The sequence below is a fragment of the Phyllobacterium ifriqiyense genome, assembly GCF_030817885.1.
Taxonomy (GTDB): domain Bacteria; phylum Pseudomonadota; class Alphaproteobacteria; order Rhizobiales; family Rhizobiaceae; genus Phyllobacterium; species Phyllobacterium ifriqiyense.
On record NZ_JAUSZT010000001.1, the window covers coordinates 110,907 to 134,906 of the forward strand.

Here is a 24,000-nt window from a genome sequence, read left to right on the forward strand (position 1 = left end):
TGAAAATAAACGATCTTCATCGCCAAGGATGGCAACGCAAATGCGATCATCTGAGTTGCAACAGGACAAATCCGATCAATGGAAATTCCAATGAGTGGCACATCCTTTTTTAGCGACATGCTGCAAACCATAACCGACCGGGGTCGCAAATTATTGTCCTTTGGACCCCGCACGCCATTAATTTCCGGATCGTCCAATATTGATCGTCTCTGCGAATTGCTTCTCACAAGCCGGGGTGAAGCCTCGGGCATGGCACTGGCCGCGCAAATTCTCCAACATTGGTCACGACTGGATGAAAAGGGCCAGCGCGATTTCATGCTGCTGCTTTTCGAAAAGTTCGGCCCGGATGAAACGAAGCTCGACGCGGCAATTCAAGCCTACCAGACAGACCGCACGCCACGCGCTGTGCTGGAATTGCATCAGGCCGCCGAGCCGCGCAGACAAGAGCTGATACGCCGTCTCAATCTCGCGCCTAATGGTATTTCCACACTCGTCAACATGCGCGAATGCCTGCTGGCCCTCAAGGTCAAAACTCCCGAACTAGAGGCAGTCGACGCCGATTTTTCCCATCTATTCGCGTCATGGTTTAATCGTGGCTTCCTGATTTTGCGGCCCGTTGATTGGTCAACGCCTGCCCACATCCTTGAGAAAATCATCCGTTATGAAGCGGTGCACGAGATCGGCGACTGGGATGAACTGCGTCGACGCCTGGCTCCTGCCGATCGCAGATGTTTTGCGTTCTTTCACCCGCAACTTTCCGATGATCCTTTGATCTTCGTCGAAGTAGCTCTGACAAAGACCATCCCTGAGGCGATATCTGACGTTCTTGATGAAACGCGCGCACCTATCCCGGCGCAGGATGCGAAAACCGCTGTTTTCTATTCCATATCCAATTGTCAGGTTGGATTGCGGGGAATTTCCTTCGGGAATTTCCTGATCAAGCAGGTGGTTGAAGATTTACGCCGCGACTTCCCGAACCTTGACACCTTTGTCACCCTCTCGCCAGTGCCGGGATTTGCAAACTGGCTGTCAAAGGAAAAACAATCCGAGCACTCCGAATTACTGACGACCGAAGATAAAAAAGCCCTTGAGATACTGGACGAGCCAGGCTGGGCGAATGACCCAGCGCTTGAAACAGCTGCCAAAGAGATTTTGCTGCCGCTTGCGGCACGGTATTTCTTAAACGCCAAGACGCCAGATGGGCGGCCTCTCGACCCTGTGTCGCGTTTTCATCTTGGCAATGGCGCACGGCTGGAACGAATAAACTTCCTGGCTGACCGCTCTGATCGGGCAATGCGGCAAGCATACGGACTCATGGTCAATTATCTCTACAAGCTTGATGATATTGAAGCCAATCACGAGGCATTTGCCCAGCGCAATGAGATCGTATCAGCACCACCCATACGCAAACTGCTGCGCCACGACAAACCGGCAAAGAACTCCGCTCCAGCCAAAAGTGGCACAAATCCAAAATGAACAAGCCAGCAAGGAACTGAGTGCATGAGCAATCATCTATTCGATGCCATACGCGGAACGATCACAAGCGAAGACGCTATTTTCATTGAAACGGAAAATGGCCGGTGCTGGACGTATGGCGATATGCTGTTGTGGTCTGGAAAGATTGCCGGTGCCATTGATACGCTTGGTGTGCGTCCCGGTGACCGGGTTGCTGTTCAGGTGGAGAAGAGCGCCGAAGCCTTGATGCTCTATCTGGCCTGCATTCGCTGCGGCGCGGTCTATCTGCCGCTCAACACCGCTTATACATTGGCGGAATTGGACTATTTCATCGGTGATGCGGAACCTCGCCTTGTCGTCGTTTCACCCAAAGCCGCCGACGGGATAGCCGCGATTACTTCAAAATATGATGCACTGGTCGAAACTCTTGATGAAAACGGCAAGGGCTCGCTGATTGACCTTGCAAAAGATGAACCGGAAGACTTCATCGATGCAACAAGGGGCCCCGACGATCTCGCCGCTATTCTCTACACATCCGGCACCACAGGACGCTCCAAGGGTGCGATGCTGACCCATGATAATTTGCTGTCGAATGCTCTGGCCTTGCGCGCGTTCTGGCGCTTTACACCACAGGACCGGCTAATCCACGCATTGCCCATTTTTCACACACACGGGCTCTTTGTTGCCACCAACGTTACCCTCACTTCCGGCGCATCAATGTTCCTGCTGCCAAAATTCGACCCGGCGCAAGTCCTGTCCCTGATGCCTCGCGCCACAACCATGATGGGCGTTCCAACCTTTTATGTTCGGCTGCTGCAAAATGAAGGATTGACCCGCGACGCGGTAGCCGGCATGCGACTTTTCATTTCCGGTTCTGCCCCGCTTTTGGCTGACACGCATCGCGCCTTTCAGGAACGAACGGGTCAAGCCATCCTTGAGCGTTATGGAATGACTGAGACAAATATGAACACGTCAAATCCCTATGATGGGAAGAGGATAGCCGGAACCGTTGGCTTCCCGCTCCCGGGCGTGAGCATAAGGGTTACCGATCCGGAAACTGGAGTGTCGCTTGGCCAGGATGAGACGGGCATGATCGAAGTCAAAGGCCCCAATGTCTTTAAAGGTTATTGGCGCATGCCGGAAAAGACCAAGTCAGAATTCCGCGATGATGGTTTCTTCATCACGGGCGATTTGGGCAAGATCGATCCTGAGGGATATGTTCATATTGTTGGCCGCGGCAAAGATCTCGTGATTTCGGGCGGATATAATATCTATCCAAAGGAGGTCGAGAGCGAGATTGATATGCTTCCCGGCGTCGTTGAAAGCGCGGTTATCGGCATAGCTCATCCAGACTTCGGCGAAGGTGTGACGGCCATTGTCGTCAAACGCGCGAACGCCACGATTGACGAGCAAACAATCTTTGATGCCCTGAAGGATCGCCTTGCCCGTTACAAGCAGCCAAAGCAGATCATCTTTGTCGAGGATCTACCGCGCAATACCATGGGCAAAGTACAAAAGAATATTCTGCGCGAGCAATATAGCGATCTCTATGCGGCTCGGACCAATGCCTGATTGACCTAGTTATTTTATGCAATTCCGCCTGGAAAACCGCTGAAACTTTTCCGGGAATTGACTCAAAGGCGTCGGGGGGAGCTCACGCCAAAACAACGATGAAAATATGGCTCACCAGCGGTGCGTCATAGAGGGAGGATATTGCTGTGAACATTGAGATTCTATCTATTCTTGTCCTGATCGGGATGTTCGTTATTGCAACGATATTGCCGATCAATATGGGCGCGCTGGCCTTTGCCGCCGCATTTATCGTCGGCTCGCTGATCATGGGGATGACTCCCAATGACATCTTTGCCGGCTTTCCGAGCGATTTGTTTCTCACGCTTGTGGGCATCACCTATCTGTTTGCCATTGCCCAGAACAACGGAACCATAGATTGGCTGGTCGAGCAGGCCGTCCGCATGGTGCGTGGACATATGGCGCTGATACCGTGGGTGATGTTCCTGGTCGCTGCGATCATCACCGGGTTTGGAGCACTCGGACCGGCGGCGGTTGCCATTCTTGCGCCAGTCGCTTTGCGCTTTGCCACGCAATACCGCATCAGTCCGGTCATGATGGGATTGATGGTCATTCATGGCGCGCAGGGTGGTGGCTTCTCCCCCATCAGCGTCTATGGCGGCATAACCAATCAGATCGTTGAAAAGGCTGGTTTGCCCTATGGTCCAACCTCGTTGTTCCTGTCCAGCCTGTTTTTCAACCTGGCGATTGCCGTTGTCGTCTTCTTTGTCTTTGGTGGTTGGAAAAGCCTGCGTGAACATGCAACGGCTACAGGTCCAGATCCTGATACACATACAGCCGGCGTATCACGCGCCATTGTTGGCCATGGCGGCACGCCTGCTTCTCCTGCCTATCACCGCAGTGATGTTTCGCCTTCCGGTGCACATATTCCGTCAAGCGAAGGCCTCACAAGCGAGCGCCTTATGACACTGGTGGGTCTGACAGCTCTCGCCATCGGCGCTCTTGTCTTCAAATTCAATGTTGGACTGGTCGCAATGACTGTGGCGGTTGCCTTGGCTCTGTTATCACCGAAGACGCAAAAAGCTGCGATTGATAAAGTGAGCTGGTCAACGGTGCTGTTGATCGCAGGTATCATCACCTATGTCGGGGTGCTTCAAAAGGCGGGAACGGTGGATTACGTTGCGTCAGGCATTTCGAGCTTAGGCATGCCGCTTCTTGCAGCGCTATTATTGTGCTTTACGGGCGCAATCGTCTCCGCCTTTGCGTCCTCAACAGCCCTGCTTGGCGCCATCATTCCGCTGGCTGTGCCATTTTTGATGCAAGGTCACATCAGCGCCATTGGCGTGGTTGCGGCAATCGCGATCTCGACGACGATTGTGGATACGAGCCCATTTTCAACAAATGGCGCTCTGGTCGTAGCCAATGCTCCAGAGGCCGAGCGTGAAAATGTTCTGCGTAAACTTCTGATCTACAGCGCGCTCATTGCCATTATCGGCCCTGTCATCGCCTGGCTCGTTCTCGTCGTTCCTGGCGCTGTGTAACGCGTAATATAATGCTCTATCAGGCCGCAACGGCCTGATAGAGTTATAACCTTTAGTTTTTCCGACTATTGTCCATTCTCTTGCCGTTCGCCGCATCAAACAAATGGCTGGTTTTCGGATCAATTGCCACTTGAATAGTGTCGCCCGGCTTTATCGACAAACGATCCCGGAAGAGACAGGAAATTTCCTGATCGCCAAGTTTGCCAACGACCATAATCTCCGAACCCGTTGGCTCGACCACCTCGACGTCGATCTTTATGCCCTTCTCAGCAATCTTCATATGTTCTGGCCGGATACCATAGATTGCCGAATTTTCGGTGGTGGGTGAAATGCCGCCCGGCAAAGGCAATTCGATACCATCCGGAGTGACGAAAATACCGGCTTTCACGTTGCCCTTGATAAAGTTCATGGCAGGAGAACCTATGAAACCGGCAACGAACAGATTGGCCGGATAGTCGTAAAGATCCAGCGGTGTTCCTACCTGCTCGACCAGCCCATCCTTCATCACGACAATCTTGTCAGCCATTGTCATGGCTTCGATCTGATCATGTGTCACATAGACAATCGTCGTGCCCAAACGTTGATGCAGGCCCTTGATTTCACTGCGCATCTGGACACGCAGCTTTGCATCGAGATTGGACAGGGGTTCGTCGAAAAGGAATACCTGAGGATCGCGTACAATAGCGCGGCCCATGGCAACACGCTGGCGCTGACCACCGGAAAGCTGACGTGGAAAGCGGTCAAGCAGCTTTTCAAGACCCAGGATTTCGGCCGCACGACCAACGCGGCTGGCTTTCTCTTCTTTAGGGGCCTTTTTCAGCATCAGCGCGAAGCCCATATTATCAGCAACGGTCATATGCGGATAAAGCGCATAATTCTGAAAGACCATTGCGATATCTCGCTCTTTTGCAGGCAGATCATTGACCACACGCGAGCCTATGGAAATCTCACCACTGGTGATTTCTTCCAGTCCTGCAATCATCCGCAGCAATGTCGATTTACCGCATCCTGACGGGCCGACCAGAATGACGAATTCGCCATCATCAATATCAACGGAAACGCCGTGCATAACGTCGACGCTGCCATAGGTTTTTTTAACGTCCCTGATCGAAACCGTGGCCATTTAATACTCCGTTCGCATGTGTTAGCCGCCCTTGACGGCACCGGCAGTCAAACCGGCAATAATTTGACGTTGCGCAAAAACTGTCAGCAACAAAACAGGCAGCGTCACAACAAAAGCAGCGGCCGCCAGCGGACCCCAACTGACCTGCTCGAAAGACAACATGTTATAGACCGCCACCGGCAAGGTTCTTGTTTCACGGCTCGCCAGCACAATGCCGAAGACGAAATTGTTCCATGAGAAGATGACTGCCAAAATCAATGCGACGACCACTCCGGGCTTGGCAATCGGCAAAGCGACCATGCGGAACACCTGCCATGAGGTTGCCCCATCAATCATGGCAGCCTCTTCAAGCTCCATCGGCGTTGTCTCGAAATAGCCGATCATGATCCAGATAACGATCGGAACTGTCACCACAAGATGGATGATGATCTGCGGCCATAAGGTGCCAAGCAGACCCAGTGTCTGGAACAGAAGAAACAGCGGAATGAGGTATGATAGCCCCGGTGTCATGCGTGCAATCATGATGACGATTGCCGATTTGTCGGCACGCAACCGTGCAATCCCATAGCCAGCAGGCACACCGACAAGCAGCGCAAGCAAGGTCGCCGTTCCCGTTACCAATAGGCTGTTCCAGAAGTAATGGAGGAAATCATTGGTGGCGAAAATATCGCTATAATTCGACCAGGCAAATTGCTCCGGAATGAAGATCGGCGGATAGGCTCCATTGTCGATTTCATATTTCAGCGACAGGGACAGCATCCACAGGAAGAAGAAGATTGCCGGCGATACGATCACGAAGACGATAAAAGCCGTGCCAAGAATTTTCAAAGGATTGCGACGTGCCATTTTCGTTCCTCAACTATTCCACTTTGTTCGCTGGCGCAGATAGAGCAGCGCGAGAGACATGGTGATGATTACAATGAAGAAAACGACGGCTATCGCAGAGCCATAGCCAATGTCGTAATAGGCAAAGGCAACATTATAGAGATAGATGTTGATGGTCTCCGAGGCTGTCCCCGGACCGCCCTGCGTCATGGCGAAAATGATGTCGAAGCTTTTCAAAGCATCAATGGAGCGGATGATCACGGCGACCATCATGAATGGCAGGATCATCGGCAGCGTAATATAGCGAAACTTCTGCCAGCCATTTGCGCCATCAATCTCCGCACTCTCAAACGGATCGCGTGGCATCGCCGCAAGACCGCCCAGAACAATGAGCATAACCAGAGGCGTCCACTGCCAGGTTTCGACCAGCACGAGTGACGGTATCACCGTGTTCTGGTTGAAGATCCATTCCTGCGGGCCTATTCCGACAAGAGACAGGAGATAGTTCAAAACGCCAAGTTGCGGATGGTACATCATTGTCCAGACCAGAGCGACTGCCACTGGCGTCGCCATCATCGGCATGACGAAAATACCGCGCAGCAGGCCGCGCATGGGAAGCTTGCTATCGAAAACCAGGGCGGCAATCGTACCCAGGATGAGCGGCGCGACAACCGACAAAACCGTGTAGAGCACAGTGTTGCTCATGGATTGCCAGAATCTGGTATCACCGGCGAGACGGACAAAATTTGCCATGCCGACAAAGCTTTGCTCGCCGCCAAGATGCCATTCATTGACGCTCATCCACAATGTGAACGCCCAGGGGAATATGATGACCGCCCCAACAATGACCAATGCCGGAATGACGAATGGCCAATAACTGGGCGTGAGCCGGCTTTTGCCGGCCTTCGGCTTTGCTATGTCGGTTATCGGGACGGTCGCAGTCATAATACTCAGCCTTCGCTACGTGCGAGGATAGGCGCGAATTCTTCCGTCGCCCGCTTCATTTCGGTCGCCGGATCAGCGCCGCCAATAATGTTGGTCAATCCGACCCCCATCACGTCACGGAACTCCGTCACGGGAACGATAACCGGGAGACATAATTGGCTGACTTTGGCCGACTCAGACAGGACCTTTGCCCATTCCTGAGGCATGGTAACGCCCTTTAGAACTTCAGGATCATTGACAATGGAATTACGGAAAGGAACGCCCGATCCGGACTGTAACAATCGAGCACCCATTTCTTTCGATATAGCCCACTGGCAATAAAGATAGGCGGCTTCCTTGTTCGCCGAACCCTCTGTTACGCCGATACCGTCACCAAAGGTTGGTGCAGCCTGGGCAGCTGGCCCCTTCGGCATCAGGCCGTAACCGACTTTGCCAACAACGCGCGACTTTTTCGGATCTTCCAGTGGCGGAGCAAAACCAATGCCGTCCAGCCACATGGCAACCTTGCCCTGAAGGAAGCTCGACTGGCACTCTGCCCAGTTAAACCCGGTGACACCGGGAGGTGCCGATTTGGTCATCAAGCGCTGATAAAGCGTTGCCGCCTCGATCGATTCCTTTGTCGCTGTTTCCAGCTTGCCGTCTTCAACCGTGCTTTTGCCATAGCCAAGCATGAGGCTGGCCCAGACAGGCGTATTGGCGTTTTTCATTCCGCGCGCGACAAAACCATATACGCCATTATCGCGGTCGGTGAGCTTTTCAGCTGCTGCAACCAACTCTTCGAATGTTGTTGGATATTCGACACCCTTGGCGGCGAAAAGCTCCTTGTTCCAGTAGATCATCCAGTAATCCACCGAGAAGGGAAGCCCACCAAAGCGGCCATTCTTATCCTTGGCGAATGCAAGACCAGCTTCCGCAAAATCGCTTTCGGTAAGGGAAGGCTCGGTGAGGCTTGGATCTTTCAGGAATGGCGTAAGATCGGCAAGCCAGCCACCCTTTTCGAATTGTCGTTTTTGAACATGGTAGCTGATATGGATGACGTCAAAGCTTGGCTTGCCTGACGTCAGTTCGATAACGGCTTTCTGGCGCTGCTGCTGTTCTGGCGTCTGTTCCGAATTGACCTTGATGCCGGTCAATTCTTCAAATTCTTTCTGATATTTTTGCAGGATATCGCCACGTGGGCTCTTGATCAGGTTAACTTCAAGCGTCGTTCCAGCGAACTTTTTCCAGTCCACATTGGCAAAAGCGGGCTTGAGCCCGGCGAAACTCGCAGCGCCCAGCGCTGCCGTACCCGCCAGAAACTGCCGACGCGTCGGTTTGACAAAATTCATGCTCATGGTTTTCCTCCCTTTTGTGTTTCCGGCATTGCAACTCCCATTGCGAAGCCGGTTTTAGATTTTAAGAGCCAGATTTCTCGCATTATTGATATGAACCGCAATTGCATCCATTGCCGTTTGCGGATCGCGTGTCTCAATGGCCGCCAGAACTGCGAGATGCTCCCGCATGACCGGTATGACGCGCCCTGTGATGCGGAAACGCTCCTGATTGATCAGCCGCATCTTGATAGCGTTGATCCGGTAGGCCCGCCCGATAATGCCATTGCCGAGCGAGTCGATGATCGTCTCATGCAGATTCCAGTCGATGGCTTGCGCACGCAATTCCAGCTCGGGTGTTTCCTGCCCTTGCAGCGCTTCCTCAAGCGTATCCTCGTGCTCTTTCCTCAGCCGCGCCAAAAGCTCATCCGATGCGGTGACCGCGAAAATGGCAACCGCTTCCTTTTCCATAAAAAGACGAAACTGGAATGCTTCCCGGATCAAATTAAGATCAATATGTGCGATCTGAATGCCGCGCTGCGGGATGGTCTTGACCAAGCCTTCCGCCTCAAGGCGAGGAACGAGCTCCCTGATAGCGCCCAAGGGCATGCCGGTCATTGCAACGAGCTGCCGTTGTGAAACGAATTGCCCCGGGCTGATGTCGCGCGCCAGCAGATGCTCCGTAAAGCTGACATAAGCTTTCTCCCGCAATCTTACCGGCTCGTCGCCATCATCCATCTGGACTACCCCTTTATTATGCTGCCGCAGATTTAAACAATCGATCCAAGGTTGAGATCAAACGTCCATAGTCTGAGTCGGACAAACTACGAAGCGGAGCCCGCGCCCTGCGCCAATTTTCATCGCCACTCTGGTGAGCAATAAGGGCCTTTACGGCCGGAATGACCGGAAATGCCACAATCTGGTTTACAGCCTCAACCACATCGGCATCATCTCGCCCCTCAAACACCATGGGCAAGAGCCGGTGGGCATAAATATTGGCAAGACCGGATATCGCCCCCTGCCCGCCCATCCGAACGCCCGCAGCCAATCCCCGCTCATCACCAATCAAGATGGCCAGATCATTGTGCTTTGCCAGCAGGGATTCGGTAAATGGCCAATTTCCCGATGAATCTTTGACGCCAGCAATCACGCCCGGGAAAGCCTCGCGCAAACGCGAAACCAGATCAACCGAGATCTCAACTGCCGTTACGGACGGAATATTGTAAAGGATGACGCCCCGTGCAGAACTGCCGATTTCGGCAAAAACTGCGGAGAACCAATTGAACAATCCATCATCGCTTATATTTTTGAAGTAAGACGGGGGCGCCAGCAAAACATTGCGGCAACCTGCGTCCAGCGCTTCAAGTGATTGCAGCGCTGCGTCTATGTAGGAATTTGCCATAACGCCGACAACAATTTGTTCCGGCGCTATATCGGACTTGAGAAAAGCGCCGAGCATTGCCGATCTTTCTTCATTGCTGATCGACGATCCCTCGCCCGTCGTGCCGAATAGTGTAACGCTGCTGCATCCATTTACCAGACAGTTCCTGGCATGGTTGATCGCCGCATCAATATCAATGCGCATGTCGGCATCAAAAGGCGTTGCCAATGCAGCTGAAAGTCCAAATCTCTCGAGTTTAGCCAAGTACCTTCTCCCCAGAACAGGGGTAGACACATACTAACATGTTAGTTGATAGTCAACCAGTAATCACTATCAACATGAGAGGTCATGCAAGCTGATTCATGTGGTCTGAGATAGAAAGGTCTGAACTTCCGCACGGGTTGGAGCACCTTGCCGCCCGCCGAATCGGGTGCATTTGATTGCGGCTGCGGCGCTTGCAAATTGCATAACCGCTTCGATTTGCCAGCCTTGCGCGAGCCCCCAGGCGAAAGCGCCATGGAAAACGTCGCCAGCGGCCAATGTATCAACAACCGGCACTTTGAACGCCTGCTGGCTACGAACGGTCCCGCTTGCACTATCAAACCAGAAAGAACCTTTGTTTCCGCCGGTAACTGCGATGAAAGCACCCGCTCGACCATAGCGCGCAGCCAGCGCTATGACTGCGCTTTCCAGATCGCTTTCACCCGTAACCAGCTCTGCTGCCGGTTCCGAAGCAACGATATGGGTGGCGAGCGGAAGGAGCATTTCCAGCGTTTCAAGGGGTGCAGTATCGGCATCCAGCACGGCGTGAACACCAGCAGATTGCGCAGTTTTTAACGCCAGTGCAGCACCCAAGGGCCAACGAACATCTGTCATGACGACATCGAAGGTCTCACGGGAAAGAGGCGGCAAAACATCTGGCGTTGCCAGCAAAGCCGGATCGTAAAACGGTACGATCATTCTCTCCCCATCCTGATCCACAAAAATTGATGAAAAGGCTGAGCGAGCGCCCGCAATCCGGCGCACGTGGGTGCAATCCACCCCTTCTGATTCAAGCTCAGCGACAATGCGATCACCAACAGCGTCTTGCCCCGCTGATGCCCAGAGCGAGACGTTTCCGCCAAGCCGGGCAATGCTCGCAGCAGCGCTTGAGGCCATCCCGGCAGCAACTTCAACCGCTTGGACAGGAATGAATTTGCCCGGTCCAGGAGGCAATTGCTCAAGCTGAAAAATCGTATCCAAAGTCAGAGCGCCGACGCAGAGTATTCGAGGCATTTCTTCATCACCACATTAATTGCTTACGCTGAGTGACGTGCAAAGGAAAAGACGCCTTCGTCAAGCCAGCAATGGGATTGTTTCGCGCTCAATGCTATTTTTGGATAAGAAAACCTGTCTAACCCGGCTTTGCAGCTGTTATTATTGATAAGTGGGCGATCAAGGCGGCTCCTTAGGCAGAATTGGTTCAACGTTGCTTTGCAGCAACGGATCAGAATCCAAATCTACTTCCCACAAAAAAATGAAACAACAGCTCTCGTCATAAACCTGTTGTGCAGTTAAGGTAGAGCCAAGCCAGAACTGCACGGGGAACGCAGAATGGAAAAAACGAGCAATATCTCGGAATATGAAGACCTGAACGAGGATGATGAATCCGCTTGGTCATGCAACTCATGTCCAATCAGATATCTGACAGTCTTGGGTGTGGGTGTCGCCCTTGCAGTATTGCTGGCTAATCTCTGCAGTACATTCTGATACACGTTAAGCTGGATTGCAGAATTCGCGGAGCAACTCCTGACGAAACCCATCCATAGGCTCCGCCTGCTGATTTCCCGGGGTCATGCCCGGATTCCATTTTTTCGGATCGAGCCTTTCCAGTAAAGCTGGATCATCGGAAACGATGTGAACAGGCACCGCGCGAGAAGCACCATTTCCCGTGATAATCGGCGCCGGTTGATGATCGCCAAGCAATATGAAAACTGTATTGCTTCCATACTTCGCCATGTAAGACCCCAATGTTTCGAGCGTATAGTCGATCGAACTCGCATATTGCGTCCGAACCCGCTCCTGATCCTGCCAGACAACTTCCGGCGCATCGCCCACAACCGCCTGTTCATTGAAGATCAACCCATCGCCGATTGCAGACCAATCAATCAATTTTGGGATCGGGGTCCAAGGTGCATGACTGGAAATAAGCGCGATCTCAGCCATGACAGGGCTGTGTGGACCGGCACGCTCAAATTTCTGAAAGGCTGAAAGTGTGTATTGATCCGGCATGGTCACCCAATTGAATGGCTTGCCATGATAGCCGAGATTATTTGCAGCATAGACCTTGTCATAGCGGAAATAATCGCTTTCCGGCCAATCCATCGTAATGGCTGGCATCACGGCGACACTGCGCCAACCTGCCTGCTTAAAGAGCAAATTCAAACTTGGCCGTTCACTGGCGATCAGTTGGTCATAACGTTGCTGGCTGTCGACCCAAACACCGGACAGCAACGTTCCGTGGGCGAGCCAGCTCAACCCACCCGATGTTGGTGACACCAGCCAACTGCTCCTCGACGTCAATCCCGCAGCCGAAATCTGCTGCTCAACCTGCGCCAATCGCTTTTCTGTCAGCTTCGAGTAATTCGGATCGCGTATTACGCTTTCACCATAGGACTCAATGAAGATTACAACTACGTCCTTGCCTTTCAATGCCTCAAAGCGCCCATTTTGCGGAATATCCGCTATGGGATCGCTGCCGAGCAAAGCTGCAAATTCGTGCCTGTCCCTCCAAGATTTTTCGACAAGCGCGACACGATCTACGATCAGCTTTATCGTTCGTGTTTCGATGAACTTATTGTTCGGATGATATGAGGCAATAGCGGGAATCACCAGCAGACATAGGCCTGATACGAGCGCCAGCGGGCGGCGGCCACCTGCTGATTGGAACGCACCTAATGACCAATAAACAAGAGCGATGGTCAATATCAGGCAGAGCAAAGTTGCAGACACCAGGAAAAAAGCCTGAATCGCTCCCAATGTTGCGTTAAGCACAATCCAGCCGTCAAATAATAGTTTTGCATCAAACAACGGGTTAAATTGGCGCGAAAAAGCCGTATAAGTTGCCATGTCTGCGAGTTTAAGCACCAGCACCGATGCCAAAATCATTGTAACCGCCAACCGGGCAGACTGGAAATATTTGCCTCGCGTGGCGGTCAATAAAAGGACAACGCCCAACAATTCGATTGGCAGTTTGATGAAGTGCTCCACGCCCAAATCTGCGGGATTGTCGGGCAAGTTTAATATGAGCAGGAGGCCGGCAATTGCAAACACCATCCGGAGCCGTTCCGCAGCTTTGTACATGAACCCGATAATCGTGCGATACTTCATAAATTCAATACGAGCCTTCCTCTTATGCAGGTGTCCGGCCACGACCATCTTGATTGAGGGCGATACTGGCTCATGACGTCCGGCAAATATAGAAATTTTTTCACACCGATATTTGGCATAATATTGTTGGTGACGGTGTTTTCCGTATCTAACACGGATGCAATCCTTGCCAGCCTTGGCAATGCAAGGCTGGAACTCGTTTTTCTCGGACTCTGCCTCATACAAATCCAGATAATATTGTCTGCGCTTCGTTGGTGCTATACGGCGGCTCAATTGGATCATCCGCTTCCACCAGCCAGCGCCATCGCTGACTATTACCTTGGATCATTCCTGAATATGGTGCTGCCCGGCGGCGTTGTGGGCGACATGATGCGCGCCGCACGCAGCCGTTCGGCAGACAGGAAATGGAGCATCCCGGTTCTGGCGGTTCTGCTGGAACGATTTGCGGGACAAATCGCGTTGTTTTTCGTAGGCGGATTAGGTTTCATCCTATGGCCTTTCCTTGATGCCGAGTTGAGACCGTCCGAGGCGTTGGCATTGGTGCTTGCGGCTATTGGCGTTTTGATTGTCATAGCCGCCGTTTCGTTGCTGATATGGCTTTCCGGATCATTGTGGTGGCGCAATTTCATTCGCAAAATCGGCCGAAGTATCACCGTCTGCTATGGTCTTCCCTATGCGTGGCTGGTTCAGGGTGTTCTCAGCCTGACGATCGTCATCAGCTATATTGCAGTCTTTGCCATGGCATCTGTCGCTATCGGCGCTCCACTACCGCTTATCGGTTTGATTACAGCAATCCCGCTGTGCCTTTTAACCATGGTTTTTCCTATAACGGTCGGTGGCTGGGGAACACGGGAGGCAGCCGCAGCTGTCCTATGGCCACTACTCGGATTGACTGGCGATCAAGGCATTGCTGCAAGTGTTTTATATGGTGCAATCGTAACATTGGGAACTTTGCCCGGTCTGGCATTGTTCATCTGGTCGACCTCTCGACGAAGGTAGAGTGCGCTTGCGCCTGCAGGAATAGATGCAAAACATCGCAACCGAAAGAGTAGCTCAACGCTGCAAGGCTAAGCGCTGCAATTGCCGTTGAAATGGGCGGTTGAATGGCCGGCAAAAAGAATTATGCCAAGAGAAACTATCTGTAACACGCAAATTGCCTGCCTTCTCAGCGAAGGCATCAGCGCTCCCCGAAGCCGGCCATCCAAATATTGTGCCGCAACAAACACATAGCGCATGCCGCCAATTATCATGACCCACCAGCCTGCCTTGCCGAACAAGAATGCCAGGATTGACAGGCAAAGGATCAGCGCCGCATCGACTTCCATATCGTAGCGCGCGCCGAATTCGGAGTTCATGCGGGAGCGGCGAGCAATGTAGCCGTCAATTCCATCGAGACATAATGCGACAGCGGCAATGCCAAGCAATGCTAGGATCATCCTTGATTCCATCAGCCACTCCGCTTCAAACAAAGCCCCGCCTATCAAACAGCTTATCCCTGCTCTTATGGTGGTTATGGCATTGGCCGCACCAAAATGCGCGTAAGGGTGAGTTTTCAATTTGGTCAGTACAAGCGTGCCGGAAAAGACATAAGCAGCAATGGCAAACAGACAAAAAGTCCAGTCGAGATCACTGTTGAACACTAACCAGATGGAGGTTCCAGCCACGAAGCTTCCAACGAGCATCAGGGTGATAATCGTGCTTCTCAGAAGTTGCGGAAATTGCGCAGGGTTGACGCTGTGTGCCACGCCTAATGTCTTGGGAAGCTTGTCGTTTCCGTGATAGGTCTTCTGAAAACTGTCTTCCGATAAGATTGTCATTATACGCTCCGCACTCAGCATTAGCTGACTACGATTAATCTGCAACATCAGGGCAAATTTAAAACCTTCAATAAAAAGTGACGATCTGGCGGTTACAGCCTTTTATCCGGCACTGCGAATGACTAATTTGAGCGGACACAGAGGGATGGACAAGCACCATGAAGCAAGACTGCCCACACGGAACGTCCCGTGCTTTATGGATTGAACGACAGGGCATTTGCGCATTTCGAACCGAAATATTGCCACCGATGAAGAGCGACGAAGTGCTCGTACAAGCGCGTTTTGGCGCGATAAGCCGTGGTACGGAGTCGCTTGTGTTCAATGGTCAGGTGCCGACAAGTGAATATCAGAATATGACCTGCCCGCACCAGGAAGGGTCGTTCGCCTTTCCCATAAAATATGGATATTCCATCGTTGGCGATGTTCAAGATGGGCCAAAGGAATTGCTCGGTCGTACGGTGTTTTGTCTCCACCCACACCAAACGCATTTTTTGGCAAAGTCAGCGGACATACATGTTATTCCGAACACTGTACCTGCCGAACGGGCTGTGCTCGCAGCCAATATGGAAACTGCTCTCAACATAATCTGGGATGCCGGAATTTTGCCGGGAGATCGCGTCGCCATATTTGGCGGCGGTGTCGTTGGCATGCTTGCTGCTTATCTTGCCACTGGAATTATTGGAACTGAAACCACGCTCCTCGACATAAATCCCAAGCGAAAGACGGTCGCTACGAACCTTGGAATAACTTTCGCTTCCCCCGATGCCGCGCCCCGCGATTGCGATGTCGTGATCAACGCTTCTGCCTCTTCTGCCGCTCTTAACCAAGCACTTGAATGTGCTGGATATGAAGGGCGAATTGTAGAAGCCAGCTGGTATGGCGACAAAAAAGTCGAGATCAATCTCGGAAGGCAGTTCCACTCCAAGCGCCTTTCCATTACCAGCTCGCAAGTTGGTGGCATCAGCAATGCACGGCGATCGCGCTGGACCTTTGCAAGGCGTCTCAATGCTGCAATGTCGCTGCTAACAGATCACAGATTCGACGCGTTGTTCTCAGGAGAAACTGCGTTCGATGCGCTTGATCGAAATTATGCCGAAATTATCGCCTCGCCTTCCACCCTTTGTCATCGCATCGTCTACTGAACTTTCAGAAGGAATATCCATGTTTGCCATTGAAGTTCGCGATCACATTATGATTGCTCATAGTCTGCCGCGACCGGTTTTCGGCCCGGCTCAAGCAATGCATGGTGCAACATTCGTTGTTGATGCTGCATTTTTTACCAAGGAACTGGATGAGGATGGTCTGGCAGTCGATATCGGATTGGCCACGTCGGTATTGTCAAAGATTTTGAAGCCTCTCAACTATCAGAACCTTGACGAAATGGAGGTCTTTTCCGGCAAGATTACAACGACCGAGGTTCTCGCAAAACATATATTCGACCAGCTTTCAGTGGCAGTTCAATCGGGAGAATTCGGCAAAGGAAGTGCTCGTATCTGCAAGATTCGAGTGCTTCTCAATGAGTCGCATGTCGCTCGCGGATGGTATGAGGCAGAGCTTTGACCCGTTCGGTCCATTTTGCCTATCCAGGCGATCTTGAGGCAAAGACCGGCGGCTACGGCTATGATCGCCAGATAATTTCGCAATTGCAAAAGCTTGGATGGCAGGTCAACCCCGTTCCACTTGGGGACAGCTTTCCTTTTCCGAGTAATGAAACGCTTCGGCAGGCTGAAGAGACCCTCGGCGCATTGGCAAAAGACGCGCTCGTGATGATCGATGGTTTGGCCTATGGCACTTTCGACCGGATTGCCTCGCGACTGGCAACGAAACTCAATCTAGTGGCGCTCGTCCATCACCCGCTTGCGTCCGAAGGCAATATGCCGCCGCAAAAACAGATCTCACTCATGAAATCTGAGCGAGACGCTTTAGCTTATGCGAAAAGCGTAGTGGTAACGTCCTCGGCGACGCGACAGCAACTTGTCAGCGATTACGACGTTCCGCTCGATCGTATCGTGGTCGCTATTCCCGGCACAGAACGGGGCATTCGTGCGAAACGAAACTCCGAAGTTCCGCAAATTTTGAGTGTCGGTTCCCTGATACCGCGCAAAGGCCATGACGTGCTTATAGGCGCACTGGCGAAAATTGCGGACCTTGCTTGGGAATGCAAAATTATTGGCAGCCGGACCATGGATGTTGTCTATGACGCGGCGCTTCAACAGCAGATAATTGACAACCAGCTTACTGATCGAATTATCTTGGCCGGACAGGTCGATGACACGCGCAGCGAACTGGCACGTGCTGATATTTTCGCGCTGGCAAGCCGCTATGAAGGCTACGGCATGGTCTTTGCCGAGGCTTTGTCGCATGGCCTTCCCATCATTGCCTGCCATGCCGGTTCTGTACCGGAGGTTGTGCCCAGCGATGCTGGTATACTCGTGCCTGCAGACGATCCTGACGCATTTGCTGATGCTTTGAGGCTGGTGCTCAAAGATAAGGAACTGTCAGATCAAATGGCAGAGGCTGCATACGGCCATGGCAAAACACTGCCCGAATGGGCCGACACCGCAAAATTGATCTCGGCAGCACTGATAAAGGCGGCGGATGAGCGGATTTGATCTCAACTGGCTCGATCTGCGCGAGCCTTTGGACCAACAGGCTCGTGATCAAACCTTGCTGGAAAAGGCCGCGAGATTTGTTCAAAGTGCACAGCGGCGAACAATACTGGACCTTGGCAGCGGGACAGGATCGACCTTTCGTGCCATGGCGCCATACGCACCTGACGCCCAATGGCGCTTGATCGATCTTGACGAAAAATTATTGCAGGAAGCCGCCCGGCGTCACGCACAAGACAACAACGTTGCGTATCAGCATAGCAACCTGAACGATCTGGCATCGCTGTCACTTGATAAAGCCGATCTTGTCAGTGCGTCAGCGCTCTTTGATCTATGTTCACAAGAATTCGTAGACGATCTGGCTGACCGCCTCGTCAAATTGAGAAGCGGACTATATGCTGCGTTGAATTACACGGGAGAGATTTCGTTCAGCATTTCTCATACCGATGACGAACTGATGGTCCGGTCATTCAATCATCACCAAAATTCAGACAAGGGATTTGGCCCTGCCCTCGGTCCTCGCTCGACACACGCTCTTGCAGCGGCGCTCAGCAGGTCGGGCTACAGGGTTGAAATTGCACAAAGCGATTGGCTTATCGACAAAACTGCCATCGAACTACACCGACTATTCGTCGATGGAATGGCCTCTGCAGTCGCCGAGACCGGCATGGTAGGCCTGACCAAAAATCAACCAATGGCGTGAATTTCGTGTCGCACAAACGACGACGGCAAAATGTCGTGTCGGGCATTCCGATGTGCTTGCGCTGCCTCAAAGCATGCGCTGAAAAACATCGTCTTTGCGGATCATTCGATGGAAAAGCGCGCCCGCAATATGAAGGGCGACGAGTACGAGAATTAACCACGCGGTCGCCGCATGGATCACACTAAAAACAGGGGCGATCTGCGGCTCGCGGCCGATTGGACTCCACACCGGAAGAAACCCAAACCAACGGAGCGGAAAGCCGTGCGCATTGGTGGCAAGAAAACCACTGATGGGCATGAGGATCAGCGCAAAGTACAATAACCAATGAACAATTGCTGATACTGTGCCCGCCCAATCTGTCTCGTGCGCGGGTCGGCCCTGGATCAACCGTATTCCCAACCGCAGCAGCATGAGCCAAAGCACCAGAAACCCGAAGGATTCATGCAGAAGGTAGAAGTCGAGTTTTACATCATCCTTGAAATATTTGAGCAGCAGACCGAGAGGCCATACTGCGAAGACCAGCATCGCAATAAGCCAATGAAGAATACGAAATGATGCGCTAAAACCTTGCGATTCTGTCAGGTGATGTTCCCGTCCTTAACGTTATGATCCGTCATAAGGATGATGCAGCAAACTGATGACGACTGCAATCAGCCGATAAGCCTATATGGGTAGACGCCCGTCTTCCTTAAGCGTTTCCAGAACGATCGCCGTCTTTACATTCTGCACCGATTCATGAGGCAGCAATACTTCATTGACGAATGCTGACAATGCCCGCAAATCCGGCGTGACGACCTTAATGAAATAATCCATCTCACCGGTCAGCGCGTGAGCTTCCATCACTTGCGGCAGCCTGGAAATAAGATCGGAGAAGCGCCGGGCATTGTCACGATTATGCGTGGCAAGCGTAACTGAAATTATGTTGACGATCCCAAGCCCAAGTTTTTCACGATCAATTTCAGCGCGATACCCACGAATAAATCCTTCCTCCTCCAGCCGCGTTCGTCGGCGTGAACATTGCGAGGGAGACAGATTAATTCTCTCCGACAATTCATTATTCGTGAGTCTCCCGTCCTCCTGAAGGCAGGAGAGTATTTTGCGGTCTGCAGTATCAATATGTTCCAATCATGCACCATTTTTAGTTATTATGCACATATCTTGCATATCATAGCCTATTCAAGCGCAAAAATGCAAACACATTGCGGGTGATTTGCGCGATAATCCTCGCAACAAATGGAGGATAAAATGGGTCCGTTTCCGCACGATGCGCCAAAGGCAACAATCAGCAATGAAAACCCGGCAGGAACAGACGGGTTTGAGTTTGTGGAGTTTGCACATCCGGAACCTGAAAAGCTCGAAGAGCTGTTCACACGCATGGGCTATATGCCTGTTGCCCGGCATAAAACCAAGAACATCACCGTCTGGCGTCAGGGCGATATCAACTATCTGCTGAATGCAGAGCCCGGATCACACGCCATGAAATTTGTCGAAGAACATGGCCCCTGCGCGCCCTCCATGGCTTGGCGCGTGGTCAATGCACAGCACGCCTTTGATCATGCGGTCGCGAAGGGCGCTACTCCTTATGAAGGAGACGACAAGACAATTGACGTGCCAGCCATTGTCGGCATTGGCGGTTCGATGCTCTATTTTGTCGACACTTATGGGGAAAGCGGCTCGGTCTACGATGCGGAGTTTAACTGGCTGGATGAGCGCGATCCAAAACCGGAAGGCGTTGGTTTTTATTATCTCGATCACCTGACCCATAATGTCTATCGCGGCAATATGGATAAGTGGTGGGCGTTCTATCGCGAGCTTTTCGGCTTCAAACAAATTCATTTTTTCGACATAGCCGGTAAGTTTACCGGCCTTGTCTCGCGGGCGATCACGTCACCTTGCGGTAAAATCCGTATTCCATTGAATGAATCAACCGACGACAAAAGCCAGATTGAGGAATACTTACGCAAATATAAGGGCGAAGGCATCCAGCATATCGCTGTTGGCACGGAAGCAATTTATGACGCTACGGACCGGCTCGACCAGAATGGCTTGAAGTTCATGCCGGGCCCACCGGATACTTACTACGAAAAATCGCATGAACGCGTGAACGGCCATGATGAACCATTGGACCGGATGAGAAAGCACGGCATCCTCATCGACGGCGAAGGCGTTGTCGATGGCGGCATGACAAAGATATTGCTGCAAATATTCTCTAAAACAGTGATCGGTCCGATCTTCTTCGAGTTCATCCAGCGCAAGGGTGATGAAGGTTTTGGCGAAGGCAATTTCCGGGCGCTTTTCGAATCGATCGAGGAGGACCAGATCCGGCGCGGCGTCATCAAGATGGACGCCGCCGAATAGCCGCGCCTATTCCACCTGATCAGGATGCGCGCCAGCAAAAGCCGGTAATGCACCGCAGCGTCCGGCAATCTCGTTAATGCGTACGAGATTGCCTATATCTGCTCCCCAGCGTTTTGCATTATAAACCTGGGGCACAAGGCAGAAATCAGCCATTCCGGGTTTGTCACCATGGCAGAACATGCCAGTTTCCGAATGGTTCAGCATCCGCTCAAACGAGGTCAGCCCCTCGGAAATAAACTTTCGCATCCAGCTTGTACGTGCGTCGTCACCCCCGCCGGTTAAAGACACAATGTGCGCAGCGACGTTCATGTTACAAACCGGATGGATTTCCATGGCAATTGCGTAAGACAAGGCGCGAACGCGCTGCCGCCCCAACGCATTGGCAGGGAGAAACCCGGCTTCCGGGAAAATCTCGTTCAAATATTCGATGATTGCCAGCGATTGGGTAAACGTGTGACCGTCCAGGACCAATGTGGGCACCAGTCCTTGAGGGTTCCGGCTCAGGTTTTCAGGGCTCTTATGTTCAGCCTGAAGCAAATCAACCGAAATTCTTGTGTAAGGAATTCCGAGGCTGTTGAGGGCAATGCGAACACGGTAACTGGCCGATGAGCGCCAATAATCGTAAAGCGTTGCCTCAGTGCTCATACTTTTCGACCTTTTGCTCGATTGCCCCAAAAATGGAGTGCCCATGACTATCGCGCATTTCGATGCGGACAATATCGCCAAATCGCATGAACGGCGTTTGTGGCGTTCCGCTATTGATGGTTTCAATCATGCGGACCTCTGCGATGCATGAATATCCGGCACCACCTTCATCGACCGATTTCCCCGGACCGCCGTCGAGCTTGTTTGATACGGTACCCGAACCAATGATTGCGCCGGCAGATAATGGTCTCGTCTTTGCGGCATGAGCAATCAATTTTGGAAAATCGAATGTCATGTCGATCCCGGCATTTGCGCGGCCAAAGGGCTTGCCGTTAAGATCAACGCTCAGCGGCAGATGCACTTTGCCTCCATCCCAGGCATCGCCCAATTCATCCGGCGTCACCGCTACAGGAGAAAAGGCAGAAGAGGGCTTTGATTGAAAGAAGCCAAATCCTTTGCCCAGTTCAGCCGGTATCAGACCCCGCAAACTGACGTCATTGACCAGCATCAAAAGGCGAATTGCATCACGCGCTTCATCAATGGTTGCACCCATGGGCACGTCATCAACGATGACTGCAACCTCACCCTCCATGTCGATACCATAGGCCTCATCCGCCATGCGAATTGGATCCCGAGGGCTGAGAAAGCTGTCCGATCCGCCTTGATACATGAGCGGATCGGTCCAAAAACTTTCCGGCATTTCTGCAGAGCGAGCCTTCCTGACCAGTTCAACATGATTGACGTAGGCTGAGCCATCCGCCCATTGATAGGCACGAGGCAGCGGGGATAATGCCTCATGCTCATGGAATCTTATCGTTGGCACTGCGCCATGATCCAGACTTGTAGCGAGCGCTTGCAGATGCGGGGCAATTCGCGCCCAATCATCCAGTGCCGCTTGCAATGTCGGAGCGAGAAAGGAAGCGTCAGTATAATACGCCAAATCCTTTGACACGAGAACGAGTTTGCCATCCCGCGTGCCATTATTGATTGATGCCAATTTCATTCCGACCAATCCCCTTCAGGTGTCCCGTTGAAGCGCTTTTTAAGCCCCGACCAGCAATCAGCATAATTATCCTGCAGCGTTTCCAATTCTGCGGCAAAACGCGTGAGATGCTGCGGGAACCGAGTTTCGAACATGAACGCCATGGTGTTCTCCAACCGCTGCGGTTTCAACTCGACGGTGGATGCCTTGTTAAAGCCCATGGCGTCCGGCCCATGCGCCAACATCATATTATGCAAGCTCATGCCACCCGCTACAAACCCCTCTTCCTTCGCATCATATTGCCCATAAATAAGCCCCATGAATTCCGACATTATATTCCGATGGTACCAAGGGGGACGGAAACTATGTTCCGCGACAAGCCAACGTGGGGGGAATATTACAAAATCAACATTCGCCGTTCCCTCTTCACCGGAAGGCGCTGTCAGCACAGTAAAGATGGATGGGTCCGGGTGATCAAATAGAATTGCACCAACGGGCGAAAAGGTGCGCAGATCATACTTATATGGCGCGTAGTTTCCGTGCCACGCTACGACATCCAGCGGAGAATGACCAAGCAATGTTTCGTAGAATTTGCCGCACCATTTTACATGCAGGCGGCACGGTGTTTCTTTCTCTTCGAAAGCGGCAATCGGTGTTTTAAAATCCCGTGGATTGGCGAGACAATTGGCGCCGATAGGTCCGCGATCCGGCAGTGAAAACTTTGCGCCATAATTTTCGCAAATATAGCCGCGCGCTTCACCGTTGAGTGCGGCAACCTTGAACATCATACCGCGGGGAATGATGCAGATTTCGCTCGGTTCTATTTCTATAATACCCATTTCCGTAAAGATGCTCAGCATTCCCTGCTCGGGTACGAGCAATAATTCTCCATCGGCATTGAAAAAATAGTCATCCACCATGTCTTGATTGACGGCGTAGACATGTGCGGCCATACCCGCCTGCCCATGAACATCGCCCGCCGTCGTCATGGTGCGAATGCTATCGATAAAGTTTACAGCGCTTTCCGGCATCGGTGTCGGGTTCCAACGCAATTGGCCGATCGGCAGTTCATGATCATCAAGGTTGGGAGCTGTCTTCCAATGCTCGCGCTTTACGGGTGTGAACCGGCCACTATGCTTGACCGAGGGGCGAATGCGATAAAGCCAGGAGCGCTCATTGATGCCCCTCGGCGCAGTGAATGGAGAACCGGACAATTGCTCTGCATAAAGACCATAAGCGCAACGTTGCGGTGAGTTTTGTCCTTGAGGCAGTGCCCCGGCAAGCGATTCTGTTTCAAAATCATTTCCGAAGCCGGGCATGTAACTAAGGGTCATGTTGAACCTCCATCAATTTAGTTGCATTTGTGACGATATTTTTTGTAACTATCAATCACAAAGAGGCTTTTTG

General features: G+C 52.1%; 23 protein-coding genes. 9 read left to right on the forward strand and 14 right to left on the reverse strand.

The window, feature by feature from the left end:
• Positions 1-90 precede the first annotated feature (90 nt).
• The 3 genes from QFZ34_RS00505 (at position 91) to QFZ34_RS00515 (ending at position 4,526) form a co-directional block, all read left to right on the forward strand.
• Positions 91-1,476, forward strand: a complete 1,386-nt coding sequence (locus QFZ34_RS00505; RefSeq protein ID WP_307275434.1) for a malonyl-CoA decarboxylase — start codon at positions 91-93, stop codon at positions 1,474-1,476.
• Between the two features lie 24 nt (positions 1,477-1,500).
• Positions 1,501-3,027: a malonate--CoA ligase gene (locus QFZ34_RS00510; protein WP_307275437.1), complete on the forward strand. Its 1,527-nt coding sequence runs from the start codon at positions 1,501-1,503 to the stop codon at positions 3,025-3,027.
• Positions 3,028-3,173: 146 nt separating this feature from the next.
• Complete coding sequence (locus QFZ34_RS00515; RefSeq protein ID WP_307275441.1) at positions 3,174-4,526, forward strand: SLC13 family permease; 1,353 nt, start codon at positions 3,174-3,176, stop codon at positions 4,524-4,526.
• Between the two features lie 52 nt (positions 4,527-4,578).
• Here the strand turns inward: QFZ34_RS00515 and QFZ34_RS00520 are convergent, their stop codons facing one another.
• The 8 genes from QFZ34_RS00520 to QFZ34_RS00555 form a co-directional block, all read right to left on the reverse strand.
• Entirely contained in the window at positions 4,579-5,649 is a 1,071-nt protein-coding gene (locus QFZ34_RS00520; protein WP_307275444.1) for an ABC transporter ATP-binding protein, read from the reverse strand.
• Positions 5,650-5,670: 21 nt separating this feature from the next.
• Entirely contained in the window at positions 5,671-6,495 is an 825-nt protein-coding gene (locus tag QFZ34_RS00525) for a carbohydrate ABC transporter permease (RefSeq protein WP_115053416.1), read from the reverse strand.
• A 9-nt stretch (positions 6,496-6,504) separates the two neighbouring features.
• Positions 6,505-7,419, reverse strand: a complete 915-nt coding sequence (locus tag QFZ34_RS00530) for a carbohydrate ABC transporter permease (protein WP_307275449.1) — start codon at positions 7,417-7,419, stop codon at positions 6,505-6,507.
• Positions 7,420-7,424: 5 nt separating this feature from the next.
• Entirely contained in the window at positions 7,425-8,747 is a 1,323-nt protein-coding gene (locus QFZ34_RS00535) for an ABC transporter substrate-binding protein (RefSeq protein WP_370878664.1), read from the reverse strand.
• A gap of 60 nt (positions 8,748-8,807) precedes the next feature.
• Complete coding sequence (locus tag QFZ34_RS00540; protein ID WP_115053414.1) at positions 8,808-9,467, reverse strand: GntR family transcriptional regulator; 660 nt, start codon at positions 9,465-9,467, stop codon at positions 8,808-8,810.
• Positions 9,468-9,483: 16 nt separating this feature from the next.
• A complete protein-coding gene (locus tag QFZ34_RS00545; RefSeq protein WP_307275457.1) occupies positions 9,484-10,374 on the reverse strand; it encodes a dihydrodipicolinate synthase family protein in 891 nt (296 codons plus the stop codon).
• A gap of 96 nt (positions 10,375-10,470) precedes the next feature.
• Complete coding sequence (locus tag QFZ34_RS00550; protein ID WP_307275460.1) at positions 10,471-11,385, reverse strand: PfkB family carbohydrate kinase; 915 nt, start codon at positions 11,383-11,385, stop codon at positions 10,471-10,473.
• Between the two features lie 480 nt (positions 11,386-11,865).
• Positions 11,866-13,479: a sulfatase-like hydrolase/transferase gene (locus tag QFZ34_RS00555; protein ID WP_307275463.1), complete on the reverse strand. Its 1,614-nt coding sequence runs from the start codon at positions 13,477-13,479 to the stop codon at positions 11,866-11,868.
• 72 nt (positions 13,480-13,551) lie between these two features.
• Between QFZ34_RS00555 and QFZ34_RS00560 the strand changes: the two genes are divergently transcribed.
• Positions 13,552-14,478, forward strand: a complete 927-nt coding sequence (locus QFZ34_RS00560; protein ID WP_307275466.1) for a lysylphosphatidylglycerol synthase transmembrane domain-containing protein — start codon at positions 13,552-13,554, stop codon at positions 14,476-14,478.
• 68 nt (positions 14,479-14,546) lie between these two features.
• On the opposite strand, the gene QFZ34_RS00565 is transcribed toward QFZ34_RS00560, so the two are convergent.
• The gene (locus tag QFZ34_RS00565; RefSeq protein ID WP_307275468.1) at positions 14,547-15,296 is read right to left on the reverse strand and encodes a CDP-alcohol phosphatidyltransferase family protein; all 750 of its coding nucleotides are present in this window, start codon (positions 15,294-15,296) and stop codon (positions 14,547-14,549) included.
• Between the two features lie 158 nt (positions 15,297-15,454).
• Here QFZ34_RS00565 and QFZ34_RS00570 point away from each other — a divergent pair, with 158 nt between their 5' ends.
• From QFZ34_RS00570 to QFZ34_RS00585, 4 genes are read left to right on the forward strand one after another with little or no spacing between them, the layout of a single operon-like run.
• The gene (locus QFZ34_RS00570; protein ID WP_307275471.1) at positions 15,455-16,438 is read left to right on the forward strand and encodes a zinc-dependent alcohol dehydrogenase; all 984 of its coding nucleotides are present in this window, start codon (positions 15,455-15,457) and stop codon (positions 16,436-16,438) included.
• Between the two features lie 19 nt (positions 16,439-16,457).
• Positions 16,458-16,856, forward strand: coding sequence for a 6-pyruvoyl trahydropterin synthase family protein (locus QFZ34_RS00575; protein ID WP_115053407.1), 399 nt, complete (start codon positions 16,458-16,460; stop codon positions 16,854-16,856).
• Complete coding sequence (locus QFZ34_RS00580) at positions 16,853-17,908, forward strand: glycosyltransferase family 4 protein (RefSeq protein ID WP_307275477.1); 1,056 nt, start codon at positions 16,853-16,855, stop codon at positions 17,906-17,908. Before QFZ34_RS00575 ends, QFZ34_RS00580 begins: the two co-directional genes overlap by 4 nt.
• On the forward strand, positions 17,895-18,608 hold the full coding sequence (locus QFZ34_RS00585; protein ID WP_307275479.1) for a methyltransferase domain-containing protein: 714 nt from the start codon (positions 17,895-17,897) through the stop codon (positions 18,606-18,608). The genes QFZ34_RS00580 and QFZ34_RS00585 overlap by 14 nt, the downstream gene beginning before the upstream one ends.
• A gap of 66 nt (positions 18,609-18,674) precedes the next feature.
• Here QFZ34_RS00585 and QFZ34_RS00590 read toward each other — a convergent pair whose 3' ends face one another.
• Positions 18,675-19,190 (reverse strand): cytochrome b, encoded by a 516-nt coding sequence (locus QFZ34_RS00590; RefSeq protein ID WP_307275960.1) that lies wholly within the window; start codon positions 19,188-19,190, stop codon positions 18,675-18,677.
• 81 nt (positions 19,191-19,271) lie between these two features.
• A complete protein-coding gene (locus tag QFZ34_RS00595; protein WP_115053403.1) occupies positions 19,272-19,733 on the reverse strand; it encodes an Lrp/AsnC family transcriptional regulator in 462 nt (153 codons plus the stop codon).
• Positions 19,734-19,853: 120 nt separating this feature from the next.
• Between QFZ34_RS00595 and hppD the strand changes: the two genes are divergently transcribed.
• Positions 19,854-20,966 (forward strand): 4-hydroxyphenylpyruvate dioxygenase, encoded by a 1,113-nt coding sequence (gene hppD / locus QFZ34_RS00600; RefSeq protein ID WP_307275484.1) that lies wholly within the window; start codon positions 19,854-19,856, stop codon positions 20,964-20,966.
• Positions 20,967-20,972: 6 nt separating this feature from the next.
• On the opposite strand, the gene maiA is transcribed toward hppD, so the two are convergent.
• Genes maiA through hmgA form a run of 3 tightly spaced genes read right to left on the reverse strand, consistent with a single transcriptional unit; the run spans position 20,973 to position 23,927 of the window.
• On the reverse strand, positions 20,973-21,611 hold the full coding sequence (gene maiA / locus QFZ34_RS00605; RefSeq protein ID WP_307275486.1) for a maleylacetoacetate isomerase: 639 nt from the start codon (positions 21,609-21,611) through the stop codon (positions 20,973-20,975).
• On the reverse strand, positions 21,601-22,614 hold the full coding sequence (locus QFZ34_RS00610) for a fumarylacetoacetate hydrolase family protein (protein WP_307275489.1): 1,014 nt from the start codon (positions 22,612-22,614) through the stop codon (positions 21,601-21,603). The genes maiA and QFZ34_RS00610 overlap by 11 nt, the downstream gene beginning before the upstream one ends.
• Positions 22,611-23,927, reverse strand: coding sequence for a homogentisate 1,2-dioxygenase (hmgA, locus tag QFZ34_RS00615; RefSeq protein ID WP_307275492.1), 1,317 nt, complete (start codon positions 23,925-23,927; stop codon positions 22,611-22,613). Before hmgA ends, QFZ34_RS00610 begins: the two co-directional genes overlap by 4 nt.
• Positions 23,928-24,000 lie beyond the last annotated feature (73 nt).

What these genes read in the sequence shown, in the direction of transcription:
- QFZ34_RS00575 (WP_115053407.1), top strand. Translation starts at nt 16,458, where the DNA reads ATGTTTGCCATTGAAGTTCGCGATCACATTATGATTGCTCATAGTCTG.
- QFZ34_RS00555 (WP_307275463.1), bottom strand. Translation starts at nt 13,479, where the DNA reads ATGAAGTATCGCACGATTATCGGGTTCATGTACAAAGCTGCGGAACGG.
- QFZ34_RS00505 (WP_307275434.1), top strand. Translation starts at nt 91, where the DNA reads ATGAGTGGCACATCCTTTTTTAGCGACATGCTGCAAACCATAACCGAC.
- maiA (WP_307275486.1), bottom strand. Translation starts at nt 21,611, where the DNA reads ATGAGCACTGAGGCAACGCTTTACGATTATTGGCGCTCATCGGCCAGT.
- hppD (WP_307275484.1), top strand. Translation starts at nt 19,854, where the DNA reads ATGGGTCCGTTTCCGCACGATGCGCCAAAGGCAACAATCAGCAATGAA.
- QFZ34_RS00560 (WP_307275466.1), top strand. Translation starts at nt 13,552, where the DNA reads ATGACGTCCGGCAAATATAGAAATTTTTTCACACCGATATTTGGCATA.
- QFZ34_RS00525 (WP_115053416.1), bottom strand. Translation starts at nt 6,495, where the DNA reads ATGGCACGTCGCAATCCTTTGAAAATTCTTGGCACGGCTTTTATCGTC.
- QFZ34_RS00520 (WP_307275444.1), bottom strand. Translation starts at nt 5,649, where the DNA reads ATGGCCACGGTTTCGATCAGGGACGTTAAAAAAACCTATGGCAGCGTC.
- QFZ34_RS00570 (WP_307275471.1), top strand. Translation starts at nt 15,455, where the DNA reads ATGAAGCAAGACTGCCCACACGGAACGTCCCGTGCTTTATGGATTGAA.
- QFZ34_RS00530 (WP_307275449.1), bottom strand. Translation starts at nt 7,419, where the DNA reads ATGACTGCGACCGTCCCGATAACCGACATAGCAAAGCCGAAGGCCGGC.
- hmgA (WP_307275492.1), bottom strand. Translation starts at nt 23,927, where the DNA reads ATGACCCTTAGTTACATGCCCGGCTTCGGAAATGATTTTGAAACAGAA.
- QFZ34_RS00540 (WP_115053414.1), bottom strand. Translation starts at nt 9,467, where the DNA reads ATGGATGATGGCGACGAGCCGGTAAGATTGCGGGAGAAAGCTTATGTC.
- QFZ34_RS00535 (WP_370878664.1), bottom strand. Translation starts at nt 8,747, where the DNA reads ATGAATTTTGTCAAACCGACGCGTCGGCAGTTTCTGGCGGGTACGGCA.
- QFZ34_RS00610 (WP_307275489.1), bottom strand. Translation starts at nt 22,614, where the DNA reads ATGAAATTGGCATCAATCAATAATGGCACGCGGGATGGCAAACTCGTT.
- QFZ34_RS00510 (WP_307275437.1), top strand. Translation starts at nt 1,501, where the DNA reads ATGAGCAATCATCTATTCGATGCCATACGCGGAACGATCACAAGCGAA.
- QFZ34_RS00565 (WP_307275468.1), bottom strand. Translation starts at nt 15,296, where the DNA reads ATGACAATCTTATCGGAAGACAGTTTTCAGAAGACCTATCACGGAAAC.
- QFZ34_RS00585 (WP_307275479.1), top strand. Translation starts at nt 17,895, where the DNA reads ATGAGCGGATTTGATCTCAACTGGCTCGATCTGCGCGAGCCTTTGGAC.
- QFZ34_RS00550 (WP_307275460.1), bottom strand. Translation starts at nt 11,385, where the DNA reads ATGCCTCGAATACTCTGCGTCGGCGCTCTGACTTTGGATACGATTTTT.